This is a genomic window from Algoriphagus winogradskyi (assembly GCF_900182815.1).
Lineage (GTDB): Bacteria > Bacteroidota > Bacteroidia > Cytophagales > Cyclobacteriaceae > Algoriphagus > Algoriphagus winogradskyi.
Genome location: NZ_FXUA01000007.1, coordinates 126,635 through 143,077, shown reverse-complemented (window position 1 = coordinate 143,077; position 16,443 = coordinate 126,635). Strand labels below are relative to the sequence as shown.

General features: G+C 40.2%; 12 protein-coding genes. 9 read left to right on the top strand and 3 right to left on the bottom strand.

What is annotated here, in order from left to right; genetic code table 11:
• Positions 1–192: 192 nt before the first annotated feature.
• From QOL76_RS17010 to QOL76_RS16970, 9 genes are all read left to right on the top strand, one after another.
• Entirely contained in the window at positions 193–5,124 is a 4,932-nt protein-coding gene (locus tag QOL76_RS17010) for a translocation/assembly module TamB domain-containing protein (RefSeq protein ID WP_283414162.1), read from the top strand.
• The gene (gene tamL, locus QOL76_RS17005) at positions 5,090–7,411 is read left to right on the top strand and encodes a translocation and assembly module lipoprotein TamL (protein ID WP_283414161.1); all 2,322 of its coding nucleotides are present in this window, start codon (positions 5,090–5,092) and stop codon (positions 7,409–7,411) included. The genes QOL76_RS17010 and tamL overlap by 35 nt, the downstream gene beginning before the upstream one ends.
• A 92-nt stretch (positions 7,412–7,503) precedes the next feature.
• Positions 7,504–9,387 (top strand): DUF4153 domain-containing protein, encoded by a 1,884-nt coding sequence (locus QOL76_RS17000; RefSeq protein ID WP_283414160.1) that lies wholly within the window; start codon positions 7,504–7,506, stop codon positions 9,385–9,387.
• A 113-nt stretch (positions 9,388–9,500) separates the two neighbouring features.
• A complete protein-coding gene (locus QOL76_RS16995; RefSeq protein WP_283414159.1) occupies positions 9,501–10,403 on the top strand; it encodes a J domain-containing protein in 903 nt (300 codons plus the stop codon).
• A gap of 1 nt (position 10,404) precedes the next feature.
• Positions 10,405–10,707: a chaperone modulator CbpM gene (locus tag QOL76_RS16990; protein ID WP_283414158.1), complete on the top strand. Its 303-nt coding sequence runs from the start codon at positions 10,405–10,407 to the stop codon at positions 10,705–10,707.
• A 16-nt stretch (positions 10,708–10,723) separates the two neighbouring features.
• Positions 10,724–11,182, top strand: coding sequence for a DinB family protein (locus tag QOL76_RS16985; protein WP_283414157.1), 459 nt, complete (start codon positions 10,724–10,726; stop codon positions 11,180–11,182).
• 17 nt (positions 11,183–11,199) lie between these two features.
• Positions 11,200–11,691, top strand: a complete 492-nt coding sequence (locus QOL76_RS16980) for a VOC family protein (protein ID WP_346771417.1) — start codon at positions 11,200–11,202, stop codon at positions 11,689–11,691.
• A 50-nt stretch (positions 11,692–11,741) separates the two neighbouring features.
• Complete coding sequence (locus QOL76_RS16975) at positions 11,742–12,449, top strand: class I SAM-dependent methyltransferase (protein WP_283414156.1); 708 nt, start codon at positions 11,742–11,744, stop codon at positions 12,447–12,449.
• A 331-nt stretch (positions 12,450–12,780) separates the two neighbouring features.
• Positions 12,781–13,887: an acyltransferase family protein gene (locus QOL76_RS16970; protein WP_283414155.1), complete on the top strand. Its 1,107-nt coding sequence runs from the start codon at positions 12,781–12,783 to the stop codon at positions 13,885–13,887.
• Positions 13,888–13,953: 66 nt separating this feature from the next.
• On the opposite strand, the gene QOL76_RS16965 is transcribed toward QOL76_RS16970, so the two are convergent.
• From QOL76_RS16965 to QOL76_RS16955, 3 genes are all read right to left on the bottom strand, one after another.
• Positions 13,954–14,490: a pyridoxamine 5'-phosphate oxidase family protein gene (locus tag QOL76_RS16965; protein ID WP_283414154.1), complete on the bottom strand. Its 537-nt coding sequence runs from the start codon at positions 14,488–14,490 to the stop codon at positions 13,954–13,956.
• Positions 14,491–14,728: 238 nt separating this feature from the next.
• A complete protein-coding gene (cysM, locus tag QOL76_RS16960) occupies positions 14,729–15,604 on the bottom strand; it encodes a cysteine synthase CysM (RefSeq protein ID WP_283414153.1) in 876 nt (291 codons plus the stop codon).
• On the bottom strand, positions 15,591–16,436 hold the full coding sequence (locus tag QOL76_RS16955) for a serine O-acetyltransferase (RefSeq protein ID WP_283414152.1): 846 nt from the start codon (positions 16,434–16,436) through the stop codon (positions 15,591–15,593). The genes cysM and QOL76_RS16955 overlap by 14 nt, the downstream gene beginning before the upstream one ends.
• Between the last annotated feature and the right edge of the window lie 7 nt (positions 16,437–16,443).

Here is a 16,443-nt window from a genome sequence, read left to right as displayed (position 1 = left end):
TATCCTAACAAAACATAGAGCGGATAGGTTAAAAGTTAGGTAAACTGGCTTATTTATTGCCCAAATATAGCCTTAGGAACATCTACATTTACATCCATTATTTAAACGCTCAATTCCATTAAACGCTTTTTAGCTAAATTTTTAAAGATTCTGGGTATAACTATTGCCACTCTTCTGGTGGTCGTAGGAGCCTTGATTCTTTTCATTCGCAGCCCATGGGGTCAGGGGATCATTGTGGACAAAGCAACTTCCTATGTTTCTGATAAAACAGGCACTGAAATATCAATAAAGCGGCTTTTCATCACATTCGCAGGAAATATCTATTTGGAAGATTTATATCTGGAAGACACCCAAGGTGACACGTTGCTCTATTCCAAAAATCTGGAAGCAGGAGTAGCTTTTGCCCCCCTACTGACCACAGGAAATATTAGTGTAACGAAGTTGGAATGGGAAGGTCTAATAGCTAGAGTAAATCGAAGCGCAACCACTGAGAAATTCAATTTCGACTTTTTGATTGAGGCATTCGTTTCCCAAGATGCGGACTCCACTCAAACTGTGGCTGCCGACACTACTGTCTCCGACCCGCTATCTATTAAATTATCTCCAATAGCGCTTAGGGATTTCGATATTACTTATCAGGACGAAGTCATGGGGATTGATGCAGCTATAGTTTTGGGTGAACTGGATGTAGAAATACCCGGATTGGATTTGGAAAAGTATGAGTTTGACATCAAAGAAGTATCCATCCAAGACACCAGAATCAAATACCATCAGACAAAGCCATTTCCCCCATCTAAAGAATCTACAGAGGAATCACCTCTTCCAATTCTGAATTTGGATAAAATGAGGTTAACTAATGTGAGTGCAGATTATGTCAATGTACCCGATAGTCAGGAGGCCCAAGTCAAGATCGGTAACTTCTTGATAGAACTTCCGGAAGCGAACCTTCAAACTCAAACTATAAAGCTGAAAACTTTAGCATTAGAGAAGTCCAGTATTCTTTTCCATGATTTCTCGGTTGCTACGCAAAATGGGGGCAGCCCAGCAAGTCCTTCTGCTCCATTTGAATGGCCAGCTTGGGTAGTGGAAGCTGATAAAATAGCTATTGACTCAACTGACATCGAATATAAATCTGCAGACACCTCCATTAAACAAGGTGAATTCAATCCTGAAGCCGTTGTGCTCAGCAACTTACTATTTGATGCTAAGGATATTTTCCTAAAAGATGAAAAAGCAGGAATGAATCTTCAGGCGTTTCATTTCCAGGAAGGACGTGGTTTTGACCTCAACGAATTTCAGTTTGACCTGAAAGCAGGAAATGAATCCGTACTGGTTAAAAACTTGATATTGGCTACCAATCGTAGTAAGCTCGATGCTGAATTCTCCTTGAAATATCCATCCATTCAAGCGTTCATCGATAATTATGAAAGTCTAAAGTTTGATATGGAGGTCAATGAATCCAGACTGGATGTGCAAGACAGTTATTTCTTTGACCCTACTCTGGCGCAAGACACGCTTATAAGAGAGCTCGCTAACAATCCGATTAGGTTGGATTTGATTGCGAGAGGAAGTTTCAATGCCATGGCTATCCCTAGCCTGAATGTTCAATGGGGAGAAAGCGATTTCTCTGCAAATGGAACAGTGGAAAGCCCATTGGATGTAGAAAAACTTTCCTTTGACTTTCCAGAAATCAACCTGCTCACCACTCGGGAAACTCTCCTGAAATTTATAAAAGAGGAGGATTATGGGATGAAATTCCCAGAGCAACTAGATTTAAAGGCCACTATCAGTGGAACGCTGGATGACCTATTAGCAAAGTTGAATGTGGAGACTGACATGGGGAATATCCTTCTCGACGGCACCTACCAGGACAAGGATCAGCTGGCTTTCTCCGCAGATCTCATTGTTAATCAGCTCCAACTTGGAAATCTTCTCAAGCAACCAGAGCTGGACACACTAACATTCGCAATCAGTGCCCATGGCTCTGGTTCTAACCTAAATGAACTTAATGCAGAATTATCCTCCACATTTGAGCGCTTACGGCTGTATGGTTCGGATTACTCAGGACTGAATTTGACAGGCAAAGTAACTGATGGAAAAGGAAATTTACGGGCAAGCTTGGATTCAGAGTATTTGGATTTTGAGTTAGATTCTGAATTGACCCTAGATTCATCAAACTCAAAAATCGACTTGAAGCTGGATTTAGTTGGAGCCGACTTCTACGCACTTGGCTTAACGGCAAAAAACTCCAGAGCTAGACTTAAACTAGATGCAAATTTTGAAGGAAATCTGGATGAATTTGACCTCAATGCCTTGGTTCAAGAAGGCATATTATTATACGACGATAGAAACTACCCTATCGGAGAATTAACGCTAGCAGCAAATGTTCGCGAAGATTCCACCAGTTTAGATATCGCCAGTAAAATATTGAATGGCTTTGTCCGAACAAACACTAACCCAAGTGAACTGGCTACTGCTCTTTCCGAACATTTCACCCAGTACATAGACAAAACCGACTCAGTGTATCAGACCGGTGATCGCAGTATTGTGATGAATATGGATATGAAGATTTCAGACGATCCATTGCTTACCGAAGTGCTGCTTCAAGGTATGGAGCAGTTTGATTCAGCTAGAATCCAAGCTAATTACATTCAGGACATTGATTCTCTCACAGCAGATATAGACTTCCCTTATATCAATTATTCAGGGACAGAAGTCGATAGTTTGGGGCTCAGAATCCGATCAAATAAAGAAATTCTAAGAATGTATGTAGGCTTTCAGGACTTAACATCCGGCCCACTCGCCATCGGTAAAACTTTCATGACCGGGCAACTAGCCGACTCCAGAATGTATTTTGATTTTCATTCTTATGAAGAAGAGACACGTACCTATCATATTTCTTCGGACATAGGATTAAATGGAGACACGCTGAGCTACCATGTATCATCCATAGACTTAATTCTGAAGGGGGATAAATGGACGGTCCCTGAAAAAAATCAGGTGAAATATTCAGGTGAAAGTCTAGAATTCAAAGATTTCGTTTTCTCCAAAGGCAATCAGGAACTCTCTTTTGTAAATAATGTAGAAGGCTTTACAGACGAGAACATTGCGATGGTATTTAGAGATTTTAGACTTTCTACCATTACCAGTCTGCTGAATCCACAGGAAATCATCGCTGGAGGAAAAATGGATGGACGACTGGTGGTGGAGAATCCATTTGGAGCGACAGGCCTGATGGGTGAGTTAAAAGTAGATAGTCTGAAAATCGTGAATGTACCGCTTGGCAATTTAAACCTTGAAGCTACTGCCAAAAGCTTAGGAAATTATATTCTAGAGCTTAATCTTAAAGATGGTGGCTTTGATTTAGACCTTAATGGAGATTTTGTGGCCAATGAAGCTGGGGGTGATTTTGACGTGAAACTCGAGCTGAATAAAATCGAAATGGATAAAATAGCCGCACTCTCACAAGACCAAATCCTAAATGCAGATGGCTTCCTCACTGGTACAATTACAGCTAATGGCACCACTGCAGATCCAAAATACAAGGGTGAAATACAGTTCAATGAGACCTCTTTTGTCCCTGCTCAATTAAACACAACCTATATCCTATCGAATGAAACGATCAAGGTGGATAATGCTGGAGTTTATTTCGATCAATTCACTATTCGAGACGTAGAAAGCAACACCTTTGAGATTGATGGGACAGTTGGTACTGAAAGCTATCTCAACCCCACCTTTGACCTATCTCTTACAGCCAAAAATTTTATGGCGGTAAATTCCACCGACGGGGAAAATGATTTGATCTATGGAAAAGGAAGCATTGATGCAGATGTAAGAGTACAAGGAGATCTGGTGCTGCCGATTGTGAAAGCTACCTTAAGCATTAAGGAAAGTACAGACTTGACCGTGATAATCCCAGAGTCCGAGCTAGACTTAGTAGAAAGACAAGGAGTAGTCTTGTTCGTAAACAAAGACAATCCTGATGATATATTGACCCGCCAGTCGGAGGAAACGACGAGTGCATTTGCAGGCTTTGACATTCAAGCAATCCTAAGAGCTGACCCAGATGCATTGTTCACGATTGTAATCGATCCTGCTACGGGGGACAATCTTCAGATCGCAGGGGATGCCGATCTACAAATGGACATCAATCCTAATGGAAGAATTACACTAAGTGGTAACTACGAAATCTCAGACGGGCATTATGAAATGTCTCTTTATAATCTCGTAAGTAGGAAATTTGACATAAATCCTGGAAGCAGAATATCATGGAATGGTGATCCGATGGACGCTAATTTGGACATCCGCGCTATCTATGAAGTAGAGACTGCAGCTTCAGAACTGATGTCTGCTCAGCTTACTGGAAGCACTAATGAAACACAAACTCAGTACAAGCAACAGTTGCCCTTCCTGGTTTATCTGAATGTAAGTGGTGAATTGCTACGGCCGGAAATATCCTTTACCCTTGATATGCCTGAAAATCAAAGAGGCGCTTTTGGAGGAAATGTCTACTCCCGCGTGCTACAAATCAATGAGCAGGAAGATGAACTGAACAAACAAGTTTTCTCTTTACTTGTACTCAATAGATTTTTCCCTTCATCTGGTAGCGATGGATCCAATGGAGGAGCAGAAGCTATTGCGAGAAATTCAGTAAGCCAGGTGCTTTCGGACCAGATGAATGCACTTTCAAGCAAACTATTTGGTGATAGTGGATTTCAAGTAGGATTCGATGTAGACAGCTACCAAGACTATCAGTCCGGCAGTGCGCAAAACAGAACTGACCTGAACATCAATGCCCAGCAGACTCTTTTTGATGACCGGTTAGTGGTGCAGGTCGGGAGTCAGGTTGACTTGGAAGGAAGCTCTCAAAATTCCCAGCAAGCGAATTCAATTCTGGCAAACATAAGTTTTGAATACCTCCTCACCGAAGATGGGCGCTGGAGAATCCGCGCTTTTCGTAAGAATCAATTTGAAAGTATTATAGACGGTCAACTTGTAGTGACTGGTGGAGGATTAATTTTCAATCGGGAGTTCAATCAATTTTCAGAATTATGGAAAGATCCAGATCAAAACAAGGAAAACCGAGTTGATGAATTGGAGAAAAAAGAAGAAAATGAGGATTAAGAGATTCATACCGGCTATCTATTTTATTACCCTTGCAACTGTAATTGGCTGCAGCGTGAAGAAGTATATACCAGAGGATGAATTCCTATACAAAGGCGCTGATCTTAAACTCCAAACAGAAGTTGAAGGCATTAAAGGATTGGATGACATAGAGGAGGAACTGAATGGACTTCTCCGGCCTGAACCAAATACAAAATTCTTAGGAATGTACGTCGGTCTTTGGGCTTATTTTAAGGGAACTAAAGATAAGCCTGGATTCATCAATAGATTTTTGAATAAAAAAATCGGTGAAGAGCCTGTCTATTTCAGCCAAGTTGCTCCAAGTCGAACGGAGGAACTCATCATTAATAGATTAGAAAACCGGGGCTTCTTTTACAGTACGACTAGCTCTGAAGTGACTCGAAAAGACATCTATGCCAAGGTTGACTACACGGCTACAATTTCGGAACCCTATAAACTCTCCGAGGTAGTCGTAGATAGAGATAGCCTGGAAGTGGAAAAAGAGATCATCGAACTGATGAAGGATACTAAGCTAGATTCTGGAAGCAGGTTTGATCTTAACATCTTGACCTTCGAAAGAAACAGAATTGATTCAGCGCTCAAAGAAAAGGGGTATTACAACTTTAACAGTGACTACCTCATTTTCGAAGCAGACACCAATATCTCTGATAGCGCTAGGATCTTCAAGCTCTATCTAAGACTAAAAAACAATGTACCATCCAAAGGCATTATTCCATACACCGTTGACACCATCAACGTTTTTCCAAATTATTCAATAGATGAAAATGAAACGAAAACTGATACTGTTTCTCTAGCTGGCAAAAATTTTATCCAGAATGAAAAAGTCTTCAAACCAAAGCTTTTGAACGACTATATCCTGATCGAAAAGAATGAACGATATAACCCAACCCTTTCCCGACTTTCAAGTAACAGGTTAAGCTCAATCGGTAATTATAAGTTTGTAAACCTACGCTATAAGGAGTTAGAAACTTCGGATTCACTTGGTCACCTAACTGCTAACTTCTATTTATCTCCGATGACCAAACGATCTGTGCGAGCAGAACTTTTGGCGGTATCCAAATCCAACAATTTTGCTGGGCCAGCATTGAATTTGGTTTATAGAAATAGGAATCTATTCAAGGGAGGAGAAACACTCAATTTGACTGGAAAAGTAGGATATGAATTTCAAATAGCGGGCGGTGAAAACCGGAAGGGACTTCAATCCTTAGAACTAGGTTTAGGGGCAGATTTGATCTTCCCTCGTGTCATCTTCTTTGTACCTATCAAGGAGAAGTTCAGTTATTCAGTCCCGAAAACCAAAATGGGATTAAGTGCAGAATACCTAAGCCGTGGTGGACTTTATCGGCTTAATTCAATTTCGGCAAAATATGGCTATTTCTGGAATGCAAACCAGTTTGCCTACCACGAGATCAATCCAATCAGTTTAAGTGTGGTAAACCTCAGCAAAACCTCTCCTGAATTTGAGCAGATTTTGGACGATAACCCATTCTTGAGACGGAGTTTTGAGCAGAATTTTATTGCAGGAATCAATTACACTTTTAATTACAACAAGTTAAATGACAGATTTCGAACTCATGGTTATTTCTTAGGAGTGGGGCTAGATTTTGCAGGAAACACGATCAATCTTATCAATAAAATTACAGGGAAAAATGACGGCAAATTCTTAGGACTCGAGTATGCTCAATATGGCAAAATGGATCTGGATCTGCGTTATCATTTGAATATAGACAAGAAGCAAACCATTGCAACCCGGCTTTTTGCTGGTTTCGGATTCCCTTTTGGCAATTCTCAATCCCTACCTTATATCAAGCAGTATTTCTCAGGCGGACCAAACAGCGTCAGAGCATTCAGAATCCGATCGATAGGACCAGGAACGTATAGACCTGAAAACTTCGACGTCAATTCATTCTTCGATCAATCTGGAGATGTCCGCATTGAAGGTAACATCGAGTATAGATTCCCTATAGTCTCTTTGCTAAAAGGAGCGCTATTTATGGATGCAGGAAATATCTGGCTAATGAATGAAAACGAAGCCTTACCTGGTGGCAAATTCACATCTGATTGGTGGAACCAGTTAGCCGTAGGAACTGGATTTGGGCTACGTGTTGATATTGAGTTTTTTGTGATTCGCTTCGATTTGGCTACGCCTCTTCGCATTCCTTATTTGGAGGAAGGGGAGCGTTGGGGAAACAGCTTTGATGTAGGTAGCAAGACTTGGAGAAAGCAAAACCTGATCTTCAATTTTGCGATTGGCTATCCATTCTAAATCTCCTCTTCCATAACTAAAGGAAACTTGAACTTTAAGTTTTCCAATTATCTACTATCTTAGGAAAACTCATAGTTACCTGACAAACGTTAATGAAATTCCCTTCAATTTCTCAGCTGCAAAAAGATGGAACCCATGCTGCATTGCGCTTTCCTTTTAGTTTACTTTTTGGGATTCTGGCTGCTGGATTAAGCTGTTGGATGATTGAGGCAGATCCCATTGAAGATCTCAGAATGCTCAATCTTCTACTCACTTTTGCATTAGGGATTCCACTTTACTTCTGTATTGCTGTATTTGCAGAGCGGAAAAATTTCACCTCTTTCCAAAAGCAGATTTCATGGATAGTCGGCTTAGTCATTTTAGGCTTAATCTATTTCAGCTTCCCTTCGGAGGACACTTTCACTAATACCCGAGTACCATACATCCGATATGCCATTTACAATCTGGCAATTCACTTAATGGTCGCCTTTCTACCCTATTTCGGATCTGATAATCAGGAGGGTTTTTGGAATTACAACAAGAACTTATTCATCCGGCTCGTCCTAGGAGTGTATTATTCACTGGTGATTTTTATTGGCATAAGCCTCGCACTTCTAGCTATAAATGCACTTTTCGACGCCAACATCCAAGGAAAAATATATGCCCAAATCTTTGCAATCACCTTTGGTATATTCAATACTTGGTTTTTCTTAGCTGGCATTCCTAAGACTTTTGAAAGCGAACTTTCTTTGGAAGATTATCCCAAAGGGCTGAAGATTTTCACCCAGTTTATCCTGATACCGCTCCTGCTGGTTTATCTCTGCATCCTGTATTTCTACGGGGCTAAAATCATCATAACAGGAGAATGGCCAAAAGGCATAGTGAGTTATATGATTATAGCCATTTCGGTCTTGGGGATTTTCACTAACCTCCTACTTTACCCTTACCAGCAGTGGAAAGAAAGTGGCTGGATCAATAAGTTTCATCGGGGATATTATGTCTTCCTCATTCCATTAGTCATTCTACTTTTCTTAGCTATTGGCATTCGTATCCAAGATTATGGCCTTACAGTAAATCGATACATAATCACCTTAATGGGGATTTGGCTGGCCTTTATTTCCATTTATTATTCTTTAGGCAAAAGAAATATCAAGACCATTCCGATATCCCTCGCCCTATTTATGATTCTGTCTTCGTTTGGTCCCTGGGGAATGTTCAGTCTGAGCGAGCTAATACAGAGAAAGCGTCTAATTTCCATTTTGACAGAAAACAACATCTTGGTAAATGAACAAATCAAAGGTGAAGTGAACTGGGAAATAGATCAAAAAGGAAAGCTAAAACCTATCGGTGAACTTCGCACGAAATCACTTCCAAAAGATGAATTGAATGAGGTAAATTCTATTCTTCAATATTTAGAAGATTATCATGGAATGGAATCGATCTACCCGTGGTTTACACAAGATTTGAAAAGCCTGATGAGTGAGGCCAAAGAAAATCAACGTTCTCTTGCCTCAATAAGTCCAAGTAAAGTCATCATAGAATCAATGGGCCTGACTTATGTACCTTACTATGAAATGCTGGCTGAGGTTAATGTTCTGAAGGACATGACCTTGGTAACAGACGGCAATTTTCAACTCGAAATCTCAGATTTTGATTACATCCGAAGTTTCAATAGTACCATTTGGAATCAAGAAGAAGAACTCCTTTTGGAAAAGAAGTACCTTTTAGAAATTGACGAGGAAAACAAATCAAATTTAACCCTGAAATGGACTGAAGGACAAAAAGTTATTGACCTTTCCATGGAGTTGAGAGATTACTATAATTTATATGGAGGAGGCTATCACAATATGCCTTCAGAGGAATTGATTATTTCAAAAAAATATGACGACATGGAAATAATCCTACAGATCACATCATTGACACTAACAATTTCAGAAGAAACATTCCTACTTCAAAATCTAGACGGATTGCTTTTCATCAAGGAATTTCAAGAGTAATAGCTATCTCATCTTCCATTCTAGCGCCATTCTAAGTATATTGATGAAATGGAAAACCAGCTAGGTTTTTCAACTCTTATTTTTCCAATACAACATAAATTCCAGTTAGAAATATGGCATTTATAGATTACTACAGCGTACTAGGCATAGATAAAAATGCTACTCAAGCTGACATCAAAAAAGCTTATCGTAAACAGGCGCGAAAATACCACCCAGATGTCAATCCTGATGACAAAGAAGCTGAGCTAAAATTCAAGGAAGTCAATGAGGCGAACGAGGTTCTCAGTGACCCGGAGAAGCGTAAGAAATACGACAAATACGGCAAGGACTGGAAGCATGCAGATCAATTTGAACAGGCAGGTGCTGGCAGGCAGCAAAGGAGCCAAGGAAATCCTGGAGCTGGCTTTGGTGGGCAAAACTTCGGAGGAGCTGACTATTCGGACTTCTTTGAATCCATGTTTGGTGGATCTGGAGGAGGTTTTCGGCAAGGTGGCAGAAGTACTAAGTTCAAAGGTCAGGACTTCAATGCACAGCTGGAACTCGACATTCACGATGCTTACAAAACGCACAAACAAGTGCTCAATGTCAATGGTGAAAATATCCGCCTTACTATAGCTGCGGGAATAGAAGATGGGCAAACCATCAAGATCAAAGGCAAAGGATCACCAGGGATAAATGGTGGCCCCAACGGGGATTTATACATCAAATTTGTGATCAAAAATAACACGAAGTTCACTCGAGAAGGAGACAATTTGTATTCCACTGTTGAAGTGGATCTATACACCGCCATGTTAGGAGGTGATATTATAGCTGACACCTTTGATGGAAAAGTAAAACTCAAAGTAGCTCCGGAAACACAAAATGGCACAAAGGTGAGACTCAAAGGAAAAGGTTTTCCTGTCTATAAAAAAGAAGGCGAATTCGGAGATTTGATCCTTACCTTCTCGATTAAAAACCCCACAAATCTCACAGCAGAAGAGAAAAAGTTATTCGAAGAACTCCAAAAACTACGATAAGATGGCACAGCAAGAAATGATATTGATTGAAACGCTTTGTACGCACTATGAGATCGAAGTTTCCTTTGTCGACACGCTTTCCAGTCTAGGTTTAATCGAAGTACACACATTGGAAGAAACACAGTTTATACCTGAGGACAAAGTAGGAGATTTAGAAAGAATGATTCGGATCCACCAAGATCTACAGGTAAACCCAGAAGGTATAGACGTAATTTTTAATTTACTTCGGAAAGTAGATGAATTGAAAAGCGAATTAGCTGCCGCAAAAAAAAGACTCAAGCGATACGAACTTGAAGACGAATAATCCAATTGCACAACTTATGAAGTATAGTTTCGACATCTGGAAAACGAATAGAAGCATCTACTTGAAATACCTGACTGAGTATTCACTTGCACAATTAAATCAAGTACCTGAAGGCTTCAGCAATAATCTGATCTGGAATATCGGCCATGTCATAGTCGTGCAACAAAGGCTTGTCTATGGTTTGTCTGATCTATCAATGCATGTTTCAGACACACTATTTCAGAAATATAAGCCAGGAACCAAGCCAGAAGCAAATGAACCGCAGGAAACTGTCGCGCTTTTCAAGGAGCTTCTTATGTCTTCAATAGATCAAACCATTTCTGATTTTAAGTTGGGAAAATTTGAGCGTTATAATGAACTTACTACTTCCAAAGGTTTTCATTTGGCAAATGCTTCAGAGGCCATCAATTACAACAATTACCATGAAGGCATGCATTTGGGTACAATGATTGGCCTGGTTAAATTCCTTAAATAACTTAAACCACCTCTACGATGAATAGGCTTACACTTTTCGCAGCAGCAATCTCTACCTCCTTTAGCCTGGGTTTTTTGTTAAATTCTTTTCTCGAATCCAAATCTCAAAATACAGCTACGAACATAAACTATACAGCTATGAAACTAGGAGCATTTTCTATTAGCCTAAGCGTTAAGGACCTTGAAGCCTCAAAAGCATTTTATGAAAACCTAGGCTTTACCCAGTTTGGTGGAGCAATGGATAGTAATTACCTGATCATGAAAAACGAAAGTACCTTGATAGGCTTATTTCAAGGTATGTTTGAAGAGAATATCTTGACTTTCAATCCAGGCTGGGATGAAAACGCAAAGGAAGTGGCAGATTTTCAGGATGTGAGAAAAATCCAGCAGCAGCTTAAATCTACCGGCATTGAAATCATCAACCCAGCTGATGAGGACACAACAGGCCCAGCCAGCTTTGTGGTCAAAGATCCAGATGGAAATATGATCCTTTTTGATCAGCATCTATAAATAGATTTTGTAAATCCTTATTTCAATTTTATATCACACAACCTTACCAAATGAATAAGTCAAGTGTCGCAGAAATCCGCGAAAGATTCGATAATGATGTAGAACGATTTTCAAACCTAGATACCGGCCAAGTAGCTACCATTGATGCTACGATTTCTCTGGAACTAATTACCGAAGCAGCCAAGCGGATCGTTCCTAAAGCAGAAAATGTTCTGGATGTGGGGTGCGGAGCGGGCAATTACACCTTGAAAATGCTTACCAAAGTCCCTAATCTTTCCTGCACATTAGTGGATTTAAGTGGTAAAATGCTTGAGAAAGCAGCGGAAAGGGTCTCGGCTGAAACGCAAAGTAAAGTATCTATATACCAAGGAGACATAAGAGATATAGTACTCCCTGAAGGCAGCTTCGATATCATTTTAGCTGGTGCTGTTTTGCATCACTTGAGAGATGATGAAGACTGGGAAAAGACATTTGCTAAGCTCTTCTCACTTCTAAAACCTGGAGGATGCCTGATGATTTCCGATTTAATTACGCAGGACACTGACTTGCTCAATGAGTTCACATGGGAACGCTATGGGGATTACCTAGAAGAACAGGGTGGAAAAGAATATCGTCAAAAGGTATTGGATTATGTAGCGAAGGAAGATTCTCCCAGATCAATGAATTATCAGCTAGACCTAATGAAATCTGTAGGGTTCAGCAAAGTAGAAATCCTTCATAAAAATATGTGCTTCGGAGCATTTGGAGGGATTAAATGAAAAGCAGCTCAAATTATTCCAGAAGAGGATGCCAGGCACATTAACATCATCCTTGATTTCCTAGGGGAAATCGGTATTCCTACAAGACACCAACAGCTTGAGAGCACCTTCCTACCTAGAATAAAAATTGACAAAAGTGTCATATTATATGATCTGATGTGATCCAACTGAATTTCCAAAAATGAAAAAATGGGTTAGGGATTAATACTAATAAATAAACGAATACATCGAAAGTGCTTTTTATTCTTTCATTCCCCATTAGTCAAGTTTAGGGCACTTTAAATTCCTGATTTTTCTATATTAGAAAACCGCTGACTTTAAACCCATGCCAATGAGTGAACTAAAAATTCCTAGCCAAAACAGATTGGCTTCCCTTGATTTATTTCGTGGTTTGACGATGTTTTTACTTATCGCGGAAGCAGCTTCTTTTTATCATACATTATTGGAGGCCAATCCAGAAGGCACTTTTCTACATCCCTTCTTTCTCCAGTTTACCCATCACCCTTGGAATGGACTTCGATTTTGGGATCTGATCCAACCTTTTTTCATGTTTATTGTAGGCGTTGCGATGCCATTTTCTTTGAATAAGAGAATGGCAGTCGGAAGCGACAGAGGAAAAGTGACGCGGCACATCCTGAAGCGATGCTTACTATTATTCCTTTTCGGTACAGGATTACATTGTGTTTACTCAGGCAAACTAGTCTTTGAGCTGTGGAATGTTCTGACTCAATTATCCTTCACCATTTTGGTTACTTATTTCCTGCTCGATCGATCGTGGAAAATTCAATTAGGCGTTTCAATCGGGCTTCTTGCCTTGACAGAAATCATGTACAGACTATACAATCCTGAGATGCCTTATGAGCATGGAACTAACTTTGGGAATTATATGGATCAGATCCTGATGGGGCAGATTAATAATGGCGGCTGGGTAGCTATCAACTGCATTCCAACTGCAGCACACACGATCTGGGGTGCTATCTGCGGAAATCTGCTACTTTCTAAAAAATCAGAAAGTGATAAAATAAAGTTATTTGTATTAGCAGGAGTTATTGGTTTGGTCATAGGATATGGCTTGGATTTCGTAGAGATCACCCCAATCATAAAACGAATCAGCACCTCATCTTTTGCATTTGCGGCAGGTGGGTGGGCAATTCTGGCGTTAGCAATTTCCTATTGGATAGTAGATGTTAAAAAGATAAACTCATGGGTTTTCCCTTTTGTAATCGTGGGGATGAATTCCATTTTCATTTACCTTTTCGCCGAGATTTTAGGGCATCGTTGGTTGTATGGATTTGTAGATATTTTTAGCACCGGAGTACTGAATGCCATAGGAATGAGAGAAACTACCATCGCCATTATTACGGCTTTTCTGACCTTGGGGGTAATGTGGTACCTCTGCTATTTTCTCTATAAAAAGAAAATATTTTTTAGAATTTAGCGAGTTGGTAGGCAATAAAAAAGGTGATCCTATTACGGATCACCTTAGAACTTTAAAGTGTCCCAACTACACTTTCAAAGTTCCTTCAATAGAATCATCCATTGTTTTTCCTGAAATTGCACTGATTAATACCTTGATTCCTGCGACGGTATTTCCATGCTTGTTGTCCCAATAGTACCCGCTATCTGGGATAAATTGAATCACCGAGATTCTTGGATCATCTTTTCCTTCTGTAAACCAAGCCTTGACAGTTGGATCCCAAAGCTCTTCAATTTTTGCTTTGTCATCGGTAATATAGGCATGACCATTTAGCTCCAGAAAGTCTGAATAGGATGAACCCTGAAAGTAGAGAGTAACATCAGTATCTGCTGCGATCTCCATATTTTTCATGCTATCCTTAGCACTTAGAAACCAAATATTGCCAGCTTCGTCAGTCTTTTGGACAGACATGGGACGTGACTTGTGTGAGTTATTGAGGCTAGTAGAAGTCACAAAAAAGCAGGACCCTGATTTATCAATCAATTCTCGGATTTTCTCCACGGCTTCCTTTCCTGCGAGATTTTCTCTAGTGTGTTCTTCTTGGTTTTTATCAATCGAGTTCATGGTATAGTTGGTTTAGTCTATCAATTTCTACCCCTGAAGGGTTTGGTAAGAATAACGCAAACCCTTTGCCCAAGAAGGTTTCACAAAACTAAATACACCAAAAGCCTACACAAAAACGGCCTTAAGGCTCGCAAGAGCTCGATTTAAGAATACTGAAATATTCTCTCGATAAAAACACAGCGCAGATTTATCCTGCAATAATACCTCAATGAGGGAAATTCATTCCTAGGCTTGCCTATCACCCGAAAAGATCAGAGCTGAGATAACGATCCCCACGGTCACAAGTGATGCAAACGATTATTCCTTCTTTCAAAGTTTTAGAAAGCTCAATAGCGGCATGTAATGCTCCTCCACTACTCATTCCTGCAAGGATACCTTCTTCTTTCGCCATTCTGCGGGTCATTTCAGTGGCCTGATCCTGACTCACATCTATTACTTGATCTACTCGGCTTGGTTCAAAAATTTTAGGTAAAAATTCGGGAGACCATCTTCTAATACCAGGAATGCTAGAACCATCCGTAGGCTGAGTTCCTACGATCTGAATATCCGGATTTCTTTCCTTCAAATACTTGGAAACTCCCATGATCGTACCCGTTGTTCCCATCGCAGACACAAAGTGTGTGACTTCACCATCAGTATCTTCCCAGATTTCAGGACCTGTGGTCTTATAATGCGCCAGGTAATTATCAGGATTCCCAAATTGATCAAGCATAAAATACCCTTCTTTGCTCATCTGCTCCGCAAGAGTCCTAGAATACTCAATAGTTTTTGCAGCCGGAGTAAGGATCACCGTCGCACCATAGGCTTCCATAGAGAGCACACGCTCTCTGGTAGAATTATCCGGCATGATCAAGGTCATATCCAATCCCAAGACTTTCGCTACCATCGCTAAAGCAATCCCAGTGTTACCACTAGTTGCCTCTACTAACTTATCCCCTCTCTTGATTTCACCCCGATCCATGGCACTTCGGAGCATATTATACGCAGCCCTATCCTTTACACTACCACCGGGATTCTGCCCTTCCAGTTTACAAAAAATCTTAACCTTAGGATTTACTGGAATATGGTCCAGTTGTATCAGTGGCGTATTCCCTATTAGTTCAAATAACCTCATCTTGATCGTTTTTGAAAACATACATATCTGTCACCGCAGTATCCGCATGATACATTTGTGTCTGATAATACACTTTGCTTTTTGGGGCTACACTTTTGGTCAACCAAACATTCCCTCCAATTACGCTACCTTTTCCAATGACCGTATTACCACCCAAAATAGTTGCCCCTGAGTATATCACGACATCATCCTCTATCGTAGGATGTCGCTTATTATCCGCATCAGCTTTATCTACACTTAATGCGCCCAGAGTTACGCCTTGGTAAATCTTTACGTGATCACCTATGATGGTCGTCTCACCAATCACCACTCCGGTGCCGTGATCTATGCAGAAATACTTGCCGATCGTAGCTCCAGGATGAATATCTATTCCTGTTCGGCTATGCGCAAATTCCGTAATCATTCTTGGAATTAGATTAACACCTAACCCTAATAGTAAATGGGCAATTCTATAAGCTGCAATGGCATAAAAACCAGGATAACTTCTTAAAATTTCTGTTCTGGATTTGGCTGCTGGATCGCCAGCAAACATGGCATCCACATCCTGATTAATCCAATCAAAAATCTGTTCTAGATTACCAAAAAAGTCATCAGCGATCTTTAATCCTTTCCCTTTATGTAACTGTGGATTTCTTTCCAAGATAAAGGTAAGATCGTTCTGAAGGACAATTAAAGCAGCTTCTATTTGTGACTTATCTTGAATCTTTTCTACTGTATATTCTGGAAAAAGAAGCCCAAGCATGTCTTCGAAAAACTTCTGAATCACCTTTGGTGAGGGACATTCAGAACAATCCTGATGAGCTTTGTATAGTTTTGAAATGAAAGATTCCATTAAAAAT